This is a genomic window from Beduini massiliensis (assembly GCF_000829905.1).
Taxonomy (GTDB): domain Bacteria; phylum Bacillota_I; class Bacilli_A; order Erysipelotrichales; family Coprobacillaceae; genus Beduini; species Beduini massiliensis.
In genome coordinates this window covers 1-19964 of record NZ_CDPP01000004.1, presented here as the reverse complement: position 1 = coordinate 19964, position 19964 = coordinate 1, and the positions used below count along the sequence as shown (strand labels likewise).

19 protein-coding genes, 1 rRNA gene and 1 other RNA gene are annotated in these 19964 nt (G+C 36.9%); 19 read left to right on the top strand and 2 right to left on the bottom strand.

Annotated elements, in window-relative coordinates:
* Positions 1 to 31: 31 nt before the first annotated feature.
* Together BN1225_RS03865 and recU are read right to left on the bottom strand one after the other, a co-directional pair.
* Positions 32 to 2842, bottom strand: coding sequence for a transglycosylase domain-containing protein (locus BN1225_RS03865; protein ID WP_052466319.1), 2811 nt, complete (start codon positions 2840 to 2842; stop codon positions 32 to 34).
* On the bottom strand, positions 2843 to 3409 hold the full coding sequence (gene recU, locus BN1225_RS03860) for a Holliday junction resolvase RecU (protein WP_242857691.1): 567 nt from the start codon (positions 3407 to 3409) through the stop codon (positions 2843 to 2845). It lies immediately after the preceding gene.
* Positions 3410 to 3552: 143 nt separating this feature from the next.
* On the opposite strand from recU, the gene gpsB reads away from it, so the two are divergent.
* The 19 genes from gpsB to BN1225_RS14490 all read left to right on the top strand — a co-directional run.
* Complete coding sequence (gene gpsB / locus BN1225_RS03855; RefSeq protein WP_041138516.1) at positions 3553 to 3894, top strand: cell division regulator GpsB; 342 nt, start codon at positions 3553 to 3555, stop codon at positions 3892 to 3894.
* Between the two features lie 42 nt (positions 3895 to 3936).
* Positions 3937 to 4256, top strand: an RNA gene (gene rnpB, locus BN1225_RS14310) — RNase P RNA component class B.
* 202 nt (positions 4257 to 4458) lie between these two features.
* Positions 4459 to 5406 (top strand): helix-turn-helix domain-containing protein, encoded by a 948-nt coding sequence (locus BN1225_RS03850; protein WP_041138515.1) that lies wholly within the window; start codon positions 4459 to 4461, stop codon positions 5404 to 5406.
* 3 nt (positions 5407 to 5409) lie between these two features.
* On the top strand, positions 5410 to 5985 hold the full coding sequence (gene pgsA / locus BN1225_RS03845) for a CDP-diacylglycerol--glycerol-3-phosphate 3-phosphatidyltransferase (protein ID WP_041138514.1): 576 nt from the start codon (positions 5410 to 5412) through the stop codon (positions 5983 to 5985).
* Positions 5985 to 6440, top strand: a complete 456-nt coding sequence (locus BN1225_RS03840; RefSeq protein WP_041138513.1) for a CinA family protein — start codon at positions 5985 to 5987, stop codon at positions 6438 to 6440. Before pgsA ends, BN1225_RS03840 begins: the two co-directional genes overlap by 1 nt.
* A gap of 38 nt (positions 6441 to 6478) precedes the next feature.
* On the top strand, positions 6479 to 7516 hold the full coding sequence (gene recA / locus BN1225_RS03835) for a recombinase RecA (protein ID WP_041138512.1): 1038 nt from the start codon (positions 6479 to 6481) through the stop codon (positions 7514 to 7516).
* 283 nt (positions 7517 to 7799) lie between these two features.
* Positions 7800 to 9359 carry a ribonuclease Y gene (gene rny / locus BN1225_RS03830; protein ID WP_041138511.1) on the top strand — a complete coding sequence of 520 codons (1560 nt, stop codon included), beginning with the start codon at positions 7800 to 7802 and terminating at the stop codon, positions 9357 to 9359.
* Positions 9360 to 9398: 39 nt separating this feature from the next.
* Positions 9399 to 10166 (top strand): TIGR00282 family metallophosphoesterase, encoded by a 768-nt coding sequence (locus tag BN1225_RS03825; protein ID WP_041138510.1) that lies wholly within the window; start codon positions 9399 to 9401, stop codon positions 10164 to 10166.
* Positions 10167 to 10213: 47 nt separating this feature from the next.
* On the top strand, positions 10214 to 10474 hold the full coding sequence (locus BN1225_RS03820) for a stage V sporulation protein S (RefSeq protein ID WP_041138509.1): 261 nt from the start codon (positions 10214 to 10216) through the stop codon (positions 10472 to 10474).
* Positions 10475 to 10533: 59 nt separating this feature from the next.
* Positions 10534 to 10761 carry a hypothetical protein gene (locus BN1225_RS03815; protein ID WP_041138508.1) on the top strand — a complete coding sequence of 76 codons (228 nt, stop codon included), beginning with the start codon at positions 10534 to 10536 and terminating at the stop codon, positions 10759 to 10761.
* An 82-nt stretch (positions 10762 to 10843) separates the two neighbouring features.
* Positions 10844 to 12289: a tRNA (N6-isopentenyl adenosine(37)-C2)-methylthiotransferase MiaB gene (miaB, locus tag BN1225_RS03810; RefSeq protein ID WP_041138507.1), complete on the top strand. Its 1446-nt coding sequence runs from the start codon at positions 10844 to 10846 to the stop codon at positions 12287 to 12289.
* Positions 12282 to 12608, top strand: coding sequence for a YlbF/YmcA family competence regulator (locus tag BN1225_RS03805; RefSeq protein ID WP_041139008.1), 327 nt, complete (start codon positions 12282 to 12284; stop codon positions 12606 to 12608). The genes miaB and BN1225_RS03805 overlap by 8 nt, the downstream gene beginning before the upstream one ends.
* A 59-nt stretch (positions 12609 to 12667) precedes the next feature.
* Complete coding sequence (cotE, locus tag BN1225_RS03800; RefSeq protein WP_052466314.1) at positions 12668 to 13147, top strand: outer spore coat protein CotE; 480 nt, start codon at positions 12668 to 12670, stop codon at positions 13145 to 13147.
* A 48-nt stretch (positions 13148 to 13195) separates the two neighbouring features.
* A complete protein-coding gene (mutS, locus tag BN1225_RS03795; RefSeq protein ID WP_041138506.1) occupies positions 13196 to 15718 on the top strand; it encodes a DNA mismatch repair protein MutS in 2523 nt (840 codons plus the stop codon).
* Between the two features lie 3 nt (positions 15719 to 15721).
* Complete coding sequence (gene mutL / locus BN1225_RS03790; protein WP_041138505.1) at positions 15722 to 17521, top strand: DNA mismatch repair endonuclease MutL; 1800 nt, start codon at positions 15722 to 15724, stop codon at positions 17519 to 17521.
* Positions 17522 to 17872, top strand: a complete 351-nt coding sequence (locus BN1225_RS03785) for a phage holin family protein (RefSeq protein WP_041138504.1) — start codon at positions 17522 to 17524, stop codon at positions 17870 to 17872. It begins immediately after the preceding gene.
* On the top strand, positions 17865 to 19088 hold the full coding sequence (miaA, locus tag BN1225_RS03780) for a tRNA (adenosine(37)-N6)-dimethylallyltransferase MiaA (RefSeq protein ID WP_074434795.1): 1224 nt from the start codon (positions 17865 to 17867) through the stop codon (positions 19086 to 19088). Before BN1225_RS03785 ends, miaA begins: the two co-directional genes overlap by 8 nt.
* Positions 19085 to 19534, top strand: a complete 450-nt coding sequence (gene dtd, locus BN1225_RS03775; protein ID WP_041138503.1) for a D-aminoacyl-tRNA deacylase — start codon at positions 19085 to 19087, stop codon at positions 19532 to 19534. Before miaA ends, dtd begins: the two co-directional genes overlap by 4 nt.
* 304 nt (positions 19535 to 19838) lie before the next feature.
* A 16S ribosomal RNA gene (locus BN1225_RS14490) occupies positions 19839 to 19964 on the top strand; the annotation flags it as partial.

Sequence of the window (19964 nt, the reverse complement as noted above, 5' to 3'; positions counted from 1 at the left end):
ATAATAAAAAAGCAGAAGGTAATCCTTCTGCTTAACTGCTAGGGGTTTGAGTGGTTCCATTGCCATTTTGGTTGTTACCTGTACCACTGTTTCCGCCATTATTGGTTGTGTTGTCATTTCCACCGGTCGATCCTCCTGGTGTTTCAGCAGGGGGTGTTGGAGTCTTTTTGGTGTAGTAGACATTAATCACAGAACTTCCATCTGCCGCAATCTTAATTGAAGTAGGATTAGCAACACCGGTGTTATAAGCAGCATCTTGATATTTTGTGACATCTGCTGTTATGGTCGCACCGATTGTTCCGGTCCCTTTTTCAGACTTAAATAAGACATTGTCTTTATAGTAGTTCACTGTATATTCTGCGGTCTTTGGTTTAATCGTCACATTGACTGATTTTTCTGACGAACGAATCGTCAATGCTTTTGAACGTGTGTAGAACCCAACTATAACGACACTCTTTTCTGGTGTGTAATTTAATTTGAATTCCGGTGTCTCACTTGTTTGACTGTAAAGAATGGCACCTGTATCCGGATCACGCACTTCTACACCGTAGATAGCGTCTCCATAGATATTGACCACGTTTTTATCATCTGCTGATTTATCATAAGCACCGAATTTAACATTTAAGTTATTTGCTTCACCGGTTACATCGAAAGATGTTAAGGCTGCTAACTGACTTGCTAAACTGTAATCTTTTGGCATGTTGCTGTTTTTAAACCAGGCTGTGATGACACTGTCTGATGGAGTAGAAGAATCCGGCTTCATATAAGGCGTGATTCCTTTTACCATTGTTGCTTGAGAAACACCGCTTGGTTGAGTATAACTGTTTACGGTAGTTCCATTTTGGATATGATCGATCAGCATTGCTCCGATCTTGCTGCCAAAATTCGTTTGATCATAACTTAGATAATAACCATAAGCAGAAGCGATGCTTCCCGGATAACCGACCCAGACAGATACGGCTAAGTCTTCGGTATAGCCTTGGAACCAGCTGTCTTTATTCGCACCTTGAGGAATACCAAATCGTACCCCTTCATCTCCCCAGTCACTTGTTCCGGATTTTGCAGCTAAGTTATAATTGATGTTTGTTCCGATATATTGTGTTTTTGCGAACGTTTTTAATACTTGCTGAATCATAAATGAAGATTCTGCAGATAATGCTTGTGTCGGTGTGATTGAATTGTGAATATCAATTTTTGTTCCGGTATCTTTTAGGATAATGTAGTCAATCGTATGCGGTTGGATGTAATTTCCGTTATTTGATAACGTTGCATATGCTCCCGCACCTTGGATCGGTGTAATTCCATGATCCCAAGATCCGATAGAGTAAGTGGTATTGAAAGATTCATCACTTAAATCAAAACCGAATCCTTCAACATATTTTTGATAATCGGACAGAGTAATTTTTTCCAGTACTTGATTAAACGTATGAATTGCCGGTAAATTTAATGAATTACGAAGTGCTTCTTGTAATTGCACATCCCCGCCTACCGAGAAGTCCCAGTTATTGACTTTGTGTCCTTCCGGTGTTGTATACGCTTCATTGGAAACACTTTGACCGGTTGACCAGTCTAAGAATTCAAAAGCGGCACAGTAAGAAATAATTGGTTTTAGCGAAGAACCCGGCTGATGTTTTTCTAATGCGTAATTGATTGGTGCTGTTTCAACCGCTTCACGTTCCGGTGTTGTAACGCCGGTATAATGGCGTCCGCCGATGACAGCAATAATTTTTCCGGTGTGTGTATCTTGAACACTGGCACCTAGTTCTAAGTTATCATCATAGAAGTTAAATAATTCTCCAGAAGCGATCGAATCTGCATAAGATTGAGCATCCGGGTCCATAAACGTATGAATTTCCATTGGCGTTTCTAAAGGATCTAATCCGGCAAGTTCAGGATATTTTCCTGACTTAGCTAATTCATAGTATTCAGAAAGAACAGTGTCCGTATAACTTGCATAGTTGGTATAATCGTTATCAGCATTAGCACTTTTCTTTAATGTGTTTTCAATTTTGATTTGTTTTGTAGCGTTCATTTCATCTTCTGAAATATAGCCATGGCGATACATTAAATCTAAAACAGTATCACGTCTTTGGGTGGCTGCTTCAAGGTGATAATAAGGATCAAAAGCATCCGGTGCATTCAATGTTCCGGCTAATAAAGCGGCTTCTGGTAAAGTTAATTCAGAAACATCTTTATCAAAGTAATATTTACTTGCAGCTTGAATCCCGATGGTCTTGTTTCCACGACCAAAAGCAATCTTATTTAAGTAAAGCTCTAATATTTTTTCCTTATCTAATTGGCTGTCTGCTTGTATTGCCAAATAAATCTCACCGATTTTTCTTTGCCAACGATTCGTATGTTCGTCAGGGTAGTAAGATTTTTTGATTAACTGCTGAGTGATCGTAGATCCACCACTGGTAATATCTCCAGCCAGCAGGTTCCCAAATGCAGCTTTGATGATACGAGGCAAGTCAAATCCGTTATGATCAAAGTAACGTGAATCTTCCGTTGCCACAACGGCATCGACTAATACTTGCGGTAATTGCTCGTATGTAATGTTTTCTCTGGTGCCGGCCTCATCATTTCCCCACATTCCCATGCTGCCGCCTTGCGCATCATACATTTCTGTTGCTTCCTGAGAAACAAGCTTTTCAATGCTGAATGTATCGGTTGATTTGATAATGCCATATACAAAATAGATGCCATATCCAATCACGGCAACAACGAGGACACTCAAGACACTAAAGATAATACGTTTATTACGTTTCTTGTTTGCCGCCTTATCTGCTTTCTTTGGCTGACTTCGTCGTCGCCTGTTATTTTCATTTGGTGTATTTGTCATTTATTTTTCCTCCTTAAAAAATACTTCATCTACAATCTTTAAATAATCCAGTCGAGGACGAAATCCATATTGGATACGATACCCATTTTGACTGATTTCTTCATAAGAAAGTGATTTCTTTTTTGATGAGTTGTATTTTTCAATCATATAATCTGCTTCCAGCAGATAAACCTCACTTAATTTTGTAAAAGCCATCACAATAAATGCAATGCCGCCATGTTTTAACACTTTATCTAAGTGTTCGATCTGATGGGGGTGGATATTTTGAAAAGGAAAGCTCATCTTGTTGATCTCTTTTGCTTCAAAGTCAATATATTTTCCCTTATATATACCATTGTAATCTGTCGTGCTTGGAATCTTGAAATATGCTTCAACGATCTTAGCAGAGCTTCGCGATGGATAATCCACCTTCACGATTTGGATCGGCGTTGGTTTTTTATGAATGACCGCCTTATCAAAAGTGAGATAGTATTCATTGGATTCATTAAGATCCTGTTCCAACGAATAACCACGGTGTCTTGTATCTTGCTTTAAAGAAGATACAGGTTGAGAAATGTTTTTTTTCATCCCATTTGGATAGTTTACCATTTATTATCACCGCTTCTATTATACTGTTTTTTTGAAGCGATTAAAAGTAATTTATATAAAATGCGCTTTTGTATTGCTTTTTTGCTCGTTATTTGTAAAATATAATATAAGGATGTGATAGAATGGATTATAAAATACAGTTAACTCCTAAAAAGATATTAAACAAGGAGTTTAAAGTTGATTTTAAAGGATATAACTCTGCTGAGGTAGATTATTTCTTGGATACGATCTTAGCGGATTATGAAAATTTTGCGAAAATCATTGAACTAGCCAATAAAGAATTGGAAGAATTGGAAAATGAAAATAAAAAATTAAAGGAAGAAATTGCACAATTATCACGTGATAAGAGTGTAGCGGAAGAAAGTGTTCAGAATTTGGAAGAACAATTATCACCGCAGGTGGATATTTTAAAGCGTCTTTCTTTACTGGAAAAAGCCGTGTTTGGCAATCGAAGTGCAGAATAAAGCTTGCATTCAAAATCAATATAACGTAAAATAAAAACGCTCATGGAAGATAATCGCTGTTAAAACAGAGGAAAGTCCAGGCTCGCACAGTCTGTGATGGCTGTAGTGATTGTGCATAACGAATCAATAAGTTATGGCAGTGTAAACTGACGACAGGCCTAAGACCTAAACGCAAGCATGGTCGCTAAGCCATAAAGTGCCACAGAAACTATGCCATGTAGAAATACAGGGATGAAAAGAGGTAAACTCCGCAAGCGAGAAACCCAAATTTGGTAGGGGAATCAATACAAAGGAAACGAACGATGTATTGGACATAGCAATATGTAGATAAATGATTATCTGAAAAACAGAACTTGGCTTACGAAATGAGCGTTAAACTGGCAAATGCCAGTTTTTATTTTGTTGGTATAAATAAATGGAAGATGACATATAAATAGATAGCCTTTCAAAATTTAATAAATAATCACTCAAATCGATAAATTTTTACAATTAAGATGATTGTAATTGCAGATGATTATGCTATAATTAAACTAAATGTAAGATAGTGCAGTTAGGAGGAATAGTGTGGAGGATTTAGGAAGAAAACTTCTTGAAGAACGTCAATTAAGAAACATCACTTTACAAGATATCAGCGCAGCGACGCATATCTCAGTAGGTGTCTTAAAAGATATCGAAAGCGGCAAGTTTGATAAATATGTCGGTGATGAAGAATATATAAAAAAATATATTAAAAAGTATGCAGATTACCTAGGGATTGAATCAGATGAATTGGTGGATACATATATCACACTAACTCAAGAATTGAATCTTTCTAAAATAAAGGAAAAAGAAGAAAAGCTTAAAGCAGAGCCGAAAAAAGCACCGGCGACAAAGATAACTAAACCTGCTTTTGCAAAAGCACCTAAAGTCTATGACAATCATAGTGGCCGAACCTTTGTCAAATATACGATTATCGTTGCTTTATGTTTATTGATCATTTTTAGTGTTTGGTACGCTTTAAAATTGTCAAGCAAAGATAAGGCTGGTTTTGATAATCAGAATCAGAATCATATTTCTGGAACTCCTAATGTCGATGATAATGAAGATCCGGTGATTCCACCTGACCAAGACAATAAAGAAGATGAAAAGCCAACAGATGAAAAAACACCGAAAGTGGAAATGACACGTACGGCAGCCAACCAATACTCAATTAAACTGCCGGCAGACAATGAAACATTCACAATGAAGATCGAATTTGTTTCATATACTTGGTCATCAATGTTAGTTAACGGAACGAACTATAGTCATTTTGCGGGTAAGGCATATAATAGTGCCAATACAGCAAATGATAAAAATGCAGCACCGGAAACAGTGGAATTGACTTTCAATACGAAAGATGTGAATACCATTGTTTTAAGCAATGGATATAATTTATATCACCGCTACTATATTAATGGTGAAAAACTTGATATCCCAGAAAGTGATCAAAGCGGCACTTACGCTGATGTCACATTTACATTTATAAAGGAGTAGTCTATGAATTTGCCTAATAAACTCACTGTCTTTCGCATGCTTTTAGTTCCGGTCATCATCATTCTGTGTATTTTTCCAGTCGGTGGCAGCTGGACAATCTGGGGACAGATTTTACCAATCAATCAATTTATCGTAGTGATGCTGTTTATCGTGGCATCACTTACTGATTTTTTAGATGGACAGATTGCCAGAAAACAAAATATTATCACTACTTTTGGGAAATTTATGGACCCGATTGCGGATAAATTGCTTGTTAATTCACTGATTATCATTTTAGCGTGTACCAGTAAGATCCATATGATCGTTCCGTTGATCATGATTTCTCGTGATCTTGTTGTGGATGCCATTCGTTTACTGGCAAGTCAAAATAATGTTGTGCTGGCAGCCAGTCAATTAGGGAAAGCAAAAACGTTTACCCAAATGCTGGGGATTATCTTTATTTTGCTGAATAATATTCCTTTTTGTTTTGTAGGAATACGCATTGATTTAATAACGATGGCGGCAGCAACATTGATTTCTCTTATTTCGGGTATTGATTATTTCATGAAAAATCGACAATTCATTTTGGAGTCTATGTAATGAGAGAGCTTGTTGAAAAATTGATTGAAAAAAAGTTAACGATTGCGAGCTGTGAAAGTTTCACAGTAGGACTTTTTGGTGCTGGATTGGGCAGTGTATCCGGCGCCTCTAATACATATAAAGGGACATTGGTCACCTATCAGACTGTTATTAAAACAGATGTTTTAAAAGTGGATCATCAGTTGGTAAAAGAATATGGGGTTGTCAGCGAGACCATTGCAAAAGAGATGTGTCTTAAAGGAAAAGACTACTTCAATTCGGATATTTGTGTTTCTTTTACCGGTAATGCGGGTCCGGAAGCGATGGAAAATAAACCGGTGGGATTAATTTATATCGGGATTAATTATTTAGGTAAAATCGTCACTTATGAGTATCGTTTAGTGGGAAGCCGAGCGATGATTCAAAAACAGGCAGTGCATATTGCTGAAAAAAAACTGCTTGATATGTTAGGATAATAATAAAAAGAGAAGAATGATTTAGATGGGAGGATATTATGGCAGAGAAAACAAAGAAGATAGATAAAGCTGAAGCAGGCGAAGAAAAAGCGCTGGATGAAGCGATTAAGCAAATAGAAAAGCAGTTTGGAAAAGGGTCTATCATGCGTTTAGGTGACCGCGCGGATTTAAGTGTGGATGTGATTCCGACAGGGTCATTGACTTTGGATTTAGCGTTAGGAATCGGCGGGTATCCAAAGGGGCGTATAGTTGAAATCTATGGACCTGAATCAAGTGGGAAAACAACGTTAGCCCTGCACGCTATTGCAGAAGTGCAAAAGCAAGGAGGACGTGCAGCCTTCATCGATGCAGAACATGCCATCGATCCGGTTTATGCTAAAAATTTAGGAGTGGACATCGAACAACTCATTTTATCTCAGCCGGACAGTGGAGAACAGGCTTTAGAAATTACGGAAACATTAGTTCGTTCCGGTGCCATCGATTTGATCATTGTCGATTCAGTCGCAGCGTTAGTCCCTCAGGTAGAATTAGATGGTGAGATGGGCGATTCTCAAATGGGCTTGCAGGCACGTTTGATGTCTAAAGCATTGAGAAAACTTTCGGGCTGTCTAAACAAATCGGAATGTACGATTATTTTCATTAATCAGTTGAGAGAAAAAATCGGGGTTATGTTTGGTAATCCGGAAACAACAACCGGAGGACGTGCACTTAAATTTTATTCTTCAATTCGAATCGAAATCAGAAGAAGCGAAGCGATTAAAAACGGTACTGAGATTGTTGGAAATAAAACCAATATTAAAGTTGTGAAAAATAAGGTGGCACCACCTTTTAAAACTGCAAGCGTAGATGTGATTTACGGACAGGGGATATCTAAAGACGGGGAAGTATTGGATTTATCCGTTGAATTGGAACTGGTTGAAAAGAGTGGTGCTTGGTATTCATATAAAGGTGAAAAGATTGGGCAGGGTCGTGAAAATTCAAAACTGTACCTTAAGACACACCCGGAAATTATGGAAGAATTAATCAATTCTATTAAATTAAAAATTATGGGCGAAGAAGCCATAGAAGAAAAATAAAACGAGAGACTTTGGTCTCTTTTTTTTGTTTGCAATGAATGCCTATTGGAGTCACCATTGCCTAAAATATAAAAATGGGGTCCTCAGATATGTCAAAATAAAGCCCATTTACAGGTAAATCCTACAAAATCAGTAGTCTATAAGGATTTGCCGGCTTTTTATTTTTTCTTTTATACTTTGTTGCAAAAAGGGACTATTTAGTTTAAAATGATACTTGTATTTTAATTAATACGATTATGTATGCAAATACATAACTTCAACATAGACAATAGGGAGGAACATTATGTTAGGTGACAACATGTTTTTAACTGGTTTGTCTTATGTTCTAGCTGTGCTTTTAGGAGTTGGCTTATTGCGCTTTTACTATATGGTAAGAGTGTCAAAAGCAAACGTCAATGCTGAAAAAATCATTGATGAAGCCAATAGTAAAGCGGATAATATTGTAAAAGAATCTATACTTGATGCAAAAACTCAGGCTTATGAATTAAAATTACAAGCTGAAAAAGAAATCAAAGAACAAAAACAGCAATCAACAGATTTTGAAAACAAATTATTACAACGTGAACAAAATATTGATCGTCGTGATATGATCTTACAAAATAAAGAAGATTCATATGATCAAAAAGTTCAGCAGTTGAACAAAAAAGAATTAGAACTAAACAAACTAGAGGAACAGTTAAAGGAAAAAATTGATGCCAAAATAGTTGAATTGGAAAAAATTGCTGCTATGACAGCAGGGGAAGCTAAAATCGAACTATTTAAACAAGTTGAACAGAAAATGGCAACAGAAGTTACTGCTTATATTAAAGAACAGGAAGAAGAAGCCAAATCTAAAGCATCAATGCTCTCAAGAGAAATCATTGCCACTGCAATTAATCGCTATGCTCAGGAGGAAACAGTTGAAAAAACTGTCTCTGTTGTCGCTTTGCCATCTGAAGAGATGAAAGGACGTATCATTGGTCGTGAAGGACGTAATATTAAATCGATTGAACAATTCACAGGCGTTGAATTGATCATTGACGATACACCAGAAGCGATCACGATTTCTTCGTTTGACCCGATCCGTCGTGAAATTGCGAAACGATCATTGGAAGTATTGATTCGTGATGGACGTATTCAGCCGGGACGTATTGAAGAAGTCGTTTTGAAAACGAAAGAAGAAATTAATGAAATTATTCGTCAGGCCGGAGAAGATGCTGTCTTCCAATTAGGGTTGGCGAAAGTGGATAAAGAAATTGTAACTTTGATCGGACGTTTAAAATATCGTACGAGTTATGGGCAAAATGCTTTACAGCATTCATTAGAAGTTGCTCATTTGGCAGGAATCATGGCAGCTGAATTGGGATTGAATCAGAATTTGGCGAAACGTGCCGGATTACTGCACGATTTAGGAAAAGCGATTGACTTTGAAATTGAAGGAAGTCACGTTGAAATCGGGGCGAAATTTGCTAGAAAACATGGTGAAAATGCGGTTGTGATTAATGCGATCGAATCTCATCATGGAGATGTACCGGCAACGAGTGTTATCTCAATTTTAGTGGCAGCGGCGGATACATTGTCTGCTGCTCGTCCGGGAAGTCGTTCGGAAAGCTTACAGAATTATATTCAGCGTTTAGAAAAATTAGAAGCAATCTCTAATGAGTTTGATGGGGTTGACAAGACATTTGCAATTCAAGCAGGACGTGAGGTACGTGTCATGGTCAAACCGGAACGTTTAGATGATTTGGCTTGTCATAAATTAGCGCGAGATATCAAAGAAAAAATTGAAAATGAATTAACTTATCCAGGTCATATTAAAGTGACAGTTATCAGAGAAATCAGAGCGAGCGAAATTGCAAAATAGTAGGTTTTAAAACCTACTTTTTTAAATAAGGAGATGTATATGAAATTATTATTTATCGGAGATATATTTGGACGCAGTGGTCGAGTGATGGTCGAAGATCATCTCTATACATTAAAAAAGCAATATCAGATTGATTTTGTCATTGCCAACGGTGAAAATTCTGCTCATGGGAAAGGAATCACACAGCGTGTTTATGAAGAATTGATCTTTAATGGAGTACAGGCAATTACCATGGGAAACCACACTTACGCTAAAAAAGAGTTGTTGGATTTTATCGATGAAGCGGACCGATTAGTAGTGCCTTATAATCAATTGAAAACATTGCCGGGAATCGGAAGTCGTGTCTTTACTTGGCAAAACAAGCGTATCCGTGTGACTAATTTATTAGGTGTGGCATTTATGAATGGGTATCAGTACAACCCGTTTATCGCTATGGATGAACTGTTGAAGGAATGTGAGGAAGATTATCATATCGTCGATTTCCATGCTGAAACAACCAGTGAAAAAATCGCCCTATCTTATTATTTAAGCGGTCGTGTCAGTGCTGTTTTAGGAACACATACTCATGTGCAGACGGCAGATGAAAAAATCATAGACAACAAAACTGCTTTCATCAGTGATGTTGGGATGACAGGACCTAAAAATGGAATCATTGGCTGTTCCAAAGAATCAATTCTGTATAAAATGACAACGGGCTTAAATCACCGTTTTGAAGTGGATGAAGGACCGGCACAGTTATGTGGAGTAGTGATCGAGTTTGATGATCATACGAATCTGCCGATTAAGATTGAGAGAATTATGATTTAGTCATAATTCTTTTTGTTTTACATATGAATGAACCGAGGAGGAAACATATGGAAACAATGAAAGTATCAAGACAATCAAATTCAAATCTGGTAGCAGGAGCACTTGCCAATATCATCCGGGTAGAAGAAACGGTGACAATGGTCGTGATTGGCGCCGGCGCCTTGAATCAGGCTGTAAAAGCGGTAGCGATCGCTAGAGGATTTATCGTTCCAACCGGACATGATCTCGTTATTGTCCCTTCGTTCAAAGAGTTGGTCGTTGATGAAAAAGAACGTACCGCTATAAATTTACTGATAAAATTAGTTTAATCATTGAATTTCATTCACCTGTGATGTATAATGTAAACGTATACAGGAGGTATGGAAAAATGCAAAAAATTATTGTTAGCGCAGGGATGTCAGCACTTATCATCAAAATGTTAGATGGTTACAAAGATGATAAAATTTCATGTAAATTTGTTGAAAAGACTGGAATTAATTGTTTATTTGATGTAGAAACAGAAATGGATGCTGCAACAACAGCGGCTTATATCAAAAAAACAGTGAAAGCAATGCCTGAAGGTGTTTCACTTTATTTCTCAGTTAAACCACAATAAATCAAATAAGGGCTTGTCCCTTATTTTTTTGTGGAAAAAATAATCTTCTTCGTGTATACTCATTAAAGAAAGTGGTGAAATGATGGAAAAAGATTACACAAAATATTTTAAAGGACCTTCTTTAAAAGAAGCGAAACATCGTGGAAAAGAAGAAGTCAAAATATTGAAAGATGAATTTGTTATTCCGGATACGATGAAAAACATTGGTGCAGGAAAAACTTATTATATTAAAACATATGGCTGCCAAGCAAATGAACGTGACAGTGAAACGATGCGCGGGATTTTGGAAAGCATGGGATATCAGGAAACAAAAGAGATGGATCAGGCAGATGTTGTGTTATTAAACACATGTGCGATCCGTGAGAATGCTGAATTAAAAGTGTTCGGTAAAATCGGGGATCTAAAACGAATCAAGCGAGACCGTCCGGATATGATTTTTGGAATGTGTGGCTGTATGGCACAGGAAGAAGAGGTTATTGCTCGTCTGCTGCAGAAACATCCTCATACCGATTTGATTTTTGGAACCCATAATATTCATCGTTTGCCGGAATTACTGCATGAAGCGATGATGTCGAAGGAAATGGTCATAGAAGTTTGGTCTAAAGAAGGCGATATCGTTGAAAATGTCCCTGCTTCCAGAGAAAATCCATTAAAAGCATGGGTAAATATTATGTATGGCTGCGATAAATTCTGTACATACTGTATTGTTCCGTACACGAGAGGAAAAGAGCGCTCACGTCTGCCAAAGGATATTCTTCATGAAGTAGAAGAATTGAAAGCTTCCGGATATAAAGAAATAACTTTGCTGGGACAGAATGTCAATTCTTATGGAAAAGATTTCAAAGATGCTTACAGTTTTGCGGATTTGATGCGTGATGTGGCAAAAACCGGGATAGACAGAATCCGTTTTACAACGTCTCATCCGTGGGATTTTACAGATGAAATGATCGATGTTATTGCGAAATACGAAAATATCATGCCGTTTGTTCATCTGCCGGTTCAATCTGGGAATGATGAAGTGCTGAAGCTGATGGGAAGAAAATATAATGCGGCTTCTTATAAAGCTTTATTTGATAAAATCAAAGCGAAGATTCCACATGTCAGTGTATCAACTGATATTATTGTGGGATTTCCTAATGAAACAGCGGAACAATTCGAAGATACTTTAAAAATGGTGGAATATTGTCAATATGATAATGCCTATACATTTATTTATTCACCAAGAGCGGGAACACCAGCCGCTAAAATGGAGGACAACATCGATTTAAAAGTGAAAGAAGAACGTTTGCAGCGATTAAATGAAACGGTCAATCGATATTCTCTTGCTCAAAATAAAAAATATTTGGGACAAATCGTAAAAGTTTTAGTTGAAGGTTATTCTAAAAAAGGAAATGATATGTTGATGGGATATACAGATACACAGAAATTAGTTAATTTCTCCGGTGATCCAAAATATATCGGTGAAATTGTTGAAGTCGAAATCACAGATGCGAAAACTTGGTCATTGAATGGTAAAATCTGTGAATAATGCAAGAGACATCGCTTTAAAACTAAATAAAGCGATTAAAGAAAGTGATATCTATCAGGAGTATTTAGCTTATGAGCAAAAGATTCATGAAGATGAGGCATTGAAAAAAGAGGAAGAGGCATTAAAATTAATGCAGCAGGATATTGTCAATGCGACTTATCATGAAGATGAACACTTAGAAAAATTGAAAGCAGAATATCAAAAGCGAATGGAAGCCTATGAACTTCATCCTCTAGTGGTGAATTATTTGGCAGCGAAAGATTCACTTAACGAATATCTGCAATATATCAATCAATATATTAACGGTGGGATAAAATAAGACAAAAAAGAATTGTCTTATTTTATTTTTACCGCATATAGTGTTAAGGGAGGGATACGATGTCTAATATGATTCGAGAGATTTACACCAAAGCACTATTAGCCAAAGGGATGAAAACGACATTATCCACATATAAGATCACTTTACCTAATACATGTGATTCGATCTTAGGGTGTTGGATCGTGGATCATCACCATCAGGCCAAGATCAGAGATAACCAAACATATTCCGTTGGAAGTTATGATGTTCATTTATGGTACAGCTACGACAAAAATAAAAGTGAAGTCTTTGTTAGCAAGATTACTTACTGTGACGAAATTGTTCCGGAAAAATTAGATCCAAAAGAGATTAATGAGAACGATGAAACGATCAGTACCTGCTTGCAGGAGCCAAAATGTATCAAAGCTACAGTTATTGAAGAAAAAGAAATTGAAGTTGAGCTAGAAAAAATAATGGAAATTAGTGTGTTGGGAGAAACGATGATCAAGATTGAGATGAGAGATGACATCAATCAGATCGATCCGAATTTTATTAAGTAGCATTCAGATGAAAAATTATGGTATAATATGAAGCAAGGATGTGGTTAAATGAAAGAAAAATATACGCCAATGATGATGCAGTATTTAGAAATAAAAGAACAATACCAAGACGCCATCGTGATGTTTCGTTTAGGCGATTTTTATGAGATGTTTTTTGAAGATGCCAAAACAGCATCTAAAGTATTGGAAATTGCATTAACCGGGAGGGATGCCGGAACAGCGGAGAGAGTACCGATGTGCGGAGTCCCTTTCCATGCGGTTAATGGGTACATACAGCGTTTAATTGATAAAGGCTACAAAGTTGCTATTGTAGAACAATTGACGCAACCGGGTGTCGATAAGATCGTAAAACGTGGAGTTATTCAAGTGATTACGCCGGGAACGGTCATGGAAGATGCGATGAACTTTAAAGAAAATAACTTCATTGCCTGCTATGTTTCGTATGAGTTTAACAGTATTGTAGGTTTTGCCGATATTTCTACAGGTGAAACAAGTGTGATGGCAATCGATAAAAATGAAGAAGCCCTCATTGATGCTTTGCTTTCTAATAATATAAAGGAATTAGTGGTTTTGGAAAATGAGGTGAATCTTGACCATCGTAAACTTCAGGAAAATTATCATATTTTGATATCCTTTGCGAGCAATAGTGATTTTAAAGAGGCCTATAAGCCATTATTTAAACAGATTAGTGACATGAAAATGATCAAAACCATGTCGATCTTATTTAATTATCTGGTAGAAACACAAAAACGTGAACTTCCTTATCTGCAGGAAGTCCGATTGATCGAGAATACAGATTATTTAAACATGGATGTGTTTACCAAAAACAGTTTGGAATTATTGACAACGATTCGTCAAAATGAAAAATACGGAAGTTTATTTTGGCTGTTGGATCATACAAAATGTGCAATGGGATCACGCTTGTTAAAGCAATGGATCGATAAACCTTTGATTGAACAAACAGCGATTGAAAAACGATTGGATTTAGTAGAACTATTGATCGATAATTATTTGGAAAGAGAATCTTTGAAAGAAATTCTGAAAGATGTTTATGATCTGGAACGATTAGCCGCTCGTGTCGCTTATGGGAATGTAAATCCCCGTGATATCAAGTGGATCGGAACCTCTTTAAAAGTGATTCCTGAATTACGAAATCAGCTGCAGGCATTGAATCATCCGCTGACAAATGAGCTGTTAGTGGATTTAGTGGATCTTTCAGAGACTACGGATTTAATTGATCGTGCTTTAGTAGACAATCCGCCTATTAATTTAAAAGACGGTGGCTTAATTCGCAGTGGATACAGCGCTTTGTTAGATGAGTTTACAGATGCCAGAGATCATGGCAAACAATGGATATTGGAATTTGAAGCAAAAGAAAAAGAACGCACCGGAATCAAAAACTTAAAAATCGGATATAATCGTGTGTTTGGTTATTACATAGAGGTAACGAAGAGTTACTTGTCACAAATTAAAGATGAATTTTTATATACACGAAAACAAAGTTTAGCCAATGCTGAACGTTTCATTACACCGGAACTTAAAGAGATGGAAAATAAGATTCTCAGTGCCGAAGATAAAATCACAAAACTTGAATATCAGTTATTTACAGAACTGAGAGATGAATTAAGAAAAGTCGTGTCAAAAATACAGCAAGTCGCCGGCGCTATTGCGAAAATCGATGCTTATCAATCTTTGGCGGTTGTTTCGAGCCAAAATGGTTATGTTCGTCCGACCTTTAATCATGACCATGTGATTGATATCAGTGAAGGAAAGCATGCAGTGATTAACGAAGTCATGAAAAAACAGCGTTATGTAGAAAATGATATCTATATGGATCAGTCCAGTCATGTCTTAATGATTACAGGACCGAATATGGGCGGTAAATCGACCTATATGCGACAAATTACTTTAACGATCATCATGGCGCAAATCGGCTGTTATGTTTGTGCGGCGTCAGCGAATCTGCCCATCGTGGATAAGATCTTTACCCGCATTGGGGCAAGCGATGATCTCATCAGCGGACAATCAACCTTTATGGTAGAAATGTTGGAAGCCAATAAAGCTTTACAAGGAGCAACTGAGAATTCATTGATTGTATTTGATGAAATCGGACGAGGAACCGCCACTTATGACGGAATGGCGATTGCACAGGCAATCATCGAATATATTGTCAACAAAATCCATTGTTTAACACTGTTTTCAACCCATTATCATGAATTAACGGAACTGGAAAGCACCTTAGGGAATATAAAAAATGTCCATGCCAGTGTAAGCGAAGATGGACATGACATCATTTTCTTGTATAAGGTTAAACCGGGGAAAGCCAATAAGTCTTATGGGGTCAATGTTGCCAAGCTGGCACATTTACCAGACAGTCTGCTTTATAGAGCGAATGACATTTTAATGTCTTTAGAAAATAATACAGTAGAAATAAAAGCTGTTGAAAAGACCGAAAAAACTATAGAAAAATCAATGGTAGAACTTTATTTAGATAAGATTGATCCGATGTCTTTATCACCATTGGATGCATTATCAACATTAATCGAACTTAAAAATATGGCAGGGAGGTAGTATATGGGAATTATCAGACAATTAGATAAGCAGCTGGCAAATAAAATTGCTGCCGGAGAAGTGATTGAACGTCCAGCCAATGTTGTTAAAGAGCTGGTAGAAAATAGTATTGATGCATCTGCACGTTCAATTTCAATTTATATTGAAGAAGGAGGCATGCAGCTGATTAAAGTCATTGATGATGGGGATGGAATGGATGCCATCGATGCACGTATGTGTATAAAGACGCATGCCACCAGCAAGATTAAGGATGATTTTGATTTATTTAATATCACTACCTTAGGATTTCGTGGTGAAGCCATCCCTTCCATTGCTTCCATTTCACAATTTGAATTAAAAACTTCACAGGGAATGCAAGGATATCGTGCCTTTTATGATTTTGGCGAGTTAAAAGAAGAAGGCGAAACGGATGCGAAAAAAGGAACCACTATCACAGTCAGTAAATTATTTCATAATGTGCCGGCACGTTTAAAATATTTGAAAAGTGTCAATTCAGAGTTTTCACATATTCAAGGTTTTGTTGAAAAGTTTGCCTTGGCGAATCCGCAGATTGCGTTTTCTTTATATCATCAGGACCGATTGATTTTTAGAACCAGTGGCAATGGTCAGCTGATTGAAGTGATTGGGCAAATCTATGGATTAGGAGTCGCTAAGAATATGATTAAGGTGGAGTTTTGTGATGAAGAGTTCTCCATCAGCGGCTACATATCTAAAATTGATACATCAAGAGCATCAAAAGCCAACATCATTACTTTAATTAATCAAAGGGTTGTGCGTAATCTGATGACGATCGATGCAGTCAATTTAGCTTATCGTGATTATTTAGCGTCTGATCGCTATCCCATTGCGTTTATTAATATTGAAATTGATCCGTATTTAGTGGATGTCAATGTTCATCCGGCTAAGATGGAAGTGCGTTTTTCTAAAGAAGGACAATTAAAAGAGTTGGTATATAACGGCGTTAAAGAAGCTTTAAAAGAAAATGATCTGCTTTATCAGCCAAAAAATAAGGAAACTGAAAAAGAAACGTTTAATAAACCTTTTGCTCAGCCGTCTTTTGATTTAGAGACAGAAGTATTAAAGACAGAAGAAAAAATGGATCTGGCAAAAGAAATCCCGGTTTATGTTAATCATCATGTTGAAACGGCTGCCGAAGATACGACAGAACCGTTGATCGTTAAAGAGACACAGTCGGTCTATCAAGAAGAAGCACCAAGACCGATCAAGAAAAAAATTTATGCAAAAACGCAGATCCACGGAAGCTATATTGTAGGTGAAAATCAGGAGGGACTTTATCTGATCGATCAGCATGCAGCAAAAGAGCGTGTTAACTATGAGTATTATAAACGTAAGTTTGAAACGTTTGTTCCAATTTATCAGGATTTGCTGATTCCGCTCGTGTTTGAATTTCCGATGAGTGAATTTATAATCTTAAAAGAAAAAAAAGATGCTTTATTAAAAGTAGGAATTGAACTGATTGAATTTGGAAATAGTAGTTTTACGGTGAAAAAATTACCGATTTGGATGAATAATATAGATGAAAAGAAATATATTGAGGATATGTTGGAACAGATTTTAACGATGAATAAGATAGATCTGCCAAGTCTTCAAGAACATGCAGTCGCAACCTTGAGCTGTAAAGCTTCGTTAAAAGCGAATACATATCTGACAACACAGGATATGCAGACGATTTTGGATGACTTAATGCGCTGTGATAATCCTTATGTATGTCCGCATGGACGTCCGGCTGTTATTTTTTATTCAGCCTATGAATTAGAAAAATTATTTAAGAGGGTGGTATAATTGAAATCTATTATTGAAACCATATTAGAATTTGTGTTAGGGGCTATTATCATTATGATTATCAGTTATATGTTTGATAGTGTCTACGTTAAAGATTTTACAGTAGCTTTATTAGTTGCGGTAGTGCTGGCAATCTTAAACAAACTAATTAAACCAATTTTAACGATTTTAGCTTTTCCGATTACTTTAATGACATTGGGAATCTTTCAGTTGATTGTCAATGGATTTATCTTAAAGTTAGCGACAATGATTTTAGCGCCTGATTTTTATATCAGTTCGTTCTTTATGATGATTGTCACTTCTGTTTGTATTTCTGTCATGTCGGGGATTGTGGGCATTAAAAATGACTGATCAGGTCATTGTCATTGTTGGACCGACAGCGGTAGGAAAGACAAAGTTAAGTGTTGAATTAGCACTGAAGCTTAACGGAGAGATTATTAGCGGAGATTCCATGCAGATTTATCGTCAAATGGATATTGGGACAGCTAAAGTAACAAAAGAAGAGATGCAGGGAGTGCCTCATCATCTGATTGATATTAAAAATTTTGATGAGGACTATTCTGTCAAAGAATTTCAGCAGAATGTCAGAGACTGCATTCAAACGATTCAAAAACGTCATCATGTTCCGATTATTGTCGGAGGAACCGGACTTTATATTAAAGCTGCATTGTATGACTATACCTTTCAAGAAGAGACGGAGCCTTTTAGTGATCCTGAACCGAATATGACGAATGAAGAACTGCATCATCGCTTAGCTCAAGTTGATTCGCTCAGTGCCAAAAAAATTCATCCTAATAACCGCAGAAGAGTACTGCGTGCCTTGCAGATTTTTGAACATAGCGGTAAAAGCAAAAGCGAGCATTTATCCTCACAACAGCATGTCTGTTTATATAACGTACGCTTTATCGGGCTGACACTGCCGCGTTCGCTTCTTTACGAGCGGATTAATCAGCGTGTTGATCTTATGGTAAAGCAGGGATTGATCGAAGAAGTGACGCACATGATACATCTCGGTGCCCTTCCGGAGCATCAAAGCATGAAAGCGATTGGGTATAAAGAATGGTTTGATTATTTTAATCAAAATGTCAGTTTAATAGAAACCTTGGAAAAGATTAAACAAAATTCCCGCCGTTACGCAAAAAGACAATACACTTGGTTTAGAAATCAGATGGATATCCATTGGATAGATGTAAATTTAGAAGATTTTGACCAAACAGTACAGGCAGCTTTAAATTATGTGGAAAAAGGAGAGCATTATCGCTATATTGCTTTTAATTATGCTTTCCAGGATTTAAGTTACTTTAAGCATCCAGGGATCCTAGACTATTGGTTTGGATATTGTCAGGGAGAAAAAGAAAATCCGACGATGTTTGAACTTCGTACTCATCGTTATCATCATCAGGTTTTAGTCGTGGTCTATTTTGATGAAACACAGATTTCCTTAGAAACGTTAAAATCACTATATCAGCAGGGACTAGATGAAAAGGTGTGCAGTTTTGTGAAACCACAATGGCATGAAGAAGGCAAACAAATCGATAAATTGGTGCGAATAAAGGAGCTTGTATGAAAATAGTATTGCAAAGAGTTACCTATGCTCAAGTAAAGGTGGAGGGTGAAATTGTCGGACGAATCGATCAAGGTTATTTGGCTTTGGTAGGATTTACCTCAAGTGATACCTTTGAAATTGTTGAAAAAATGGCAAATAAAATGATTGGTCTGCGTGTGTTTAGTGACCATGAGGATAAAATGAATCTGGCATTAGAAGATGTAAAGGGGGCTATTTTATCAATTTCACAATTTACTTTATATGCGGACTGCAAAAAAGGAAGGCGTCCAAGCTTTATTCAGGCGGCTAAGGGAGAAACAGCTGTCTTGCTTTACGATCACTTCAATACATATATTAAAAATCAAGGAGTGAAAGTGGAAACCGGAATTTTTGGGGCTGACATGAAAATCGAACTTCTAAATGATGGACCCGTTACTATTATTTTAGATTCAAATGAGATTCTATAAATATCTGAAAAATTTTCAGATATTTTTTTGTATAAAAAAATTATAATGGATAATAATATAGGAGGATTACCACAGAACTTGACAAAAATACAAAAAAAGTAAAAAAAAGAAAGAAAAGACTTGTCAAGAGAGGAAGGACGTGGTAATATAAACAGGCAGTCCGATCAAGGGCCGCGGAGACCATTGAAAACTGAACAGAACACGTCAAACAATTTCGATCGAAAGAAAGAAAATTGAGAAGAAAAAAAGAAACAAAAGTCAGAAGACAAAAGAGTCAAAGAAAAACAGATTGATGATATAAAGTATCATGGAGAGTTTGATCCTGGCTCAGGATGAACGCTGGCGGCGTGCCTAATACATGCAAGTCGAACGCATCACCTTGGTGATGAGTGGCGAACGGGTGAGTAAGACATAAGCAACCTGGCTGTAC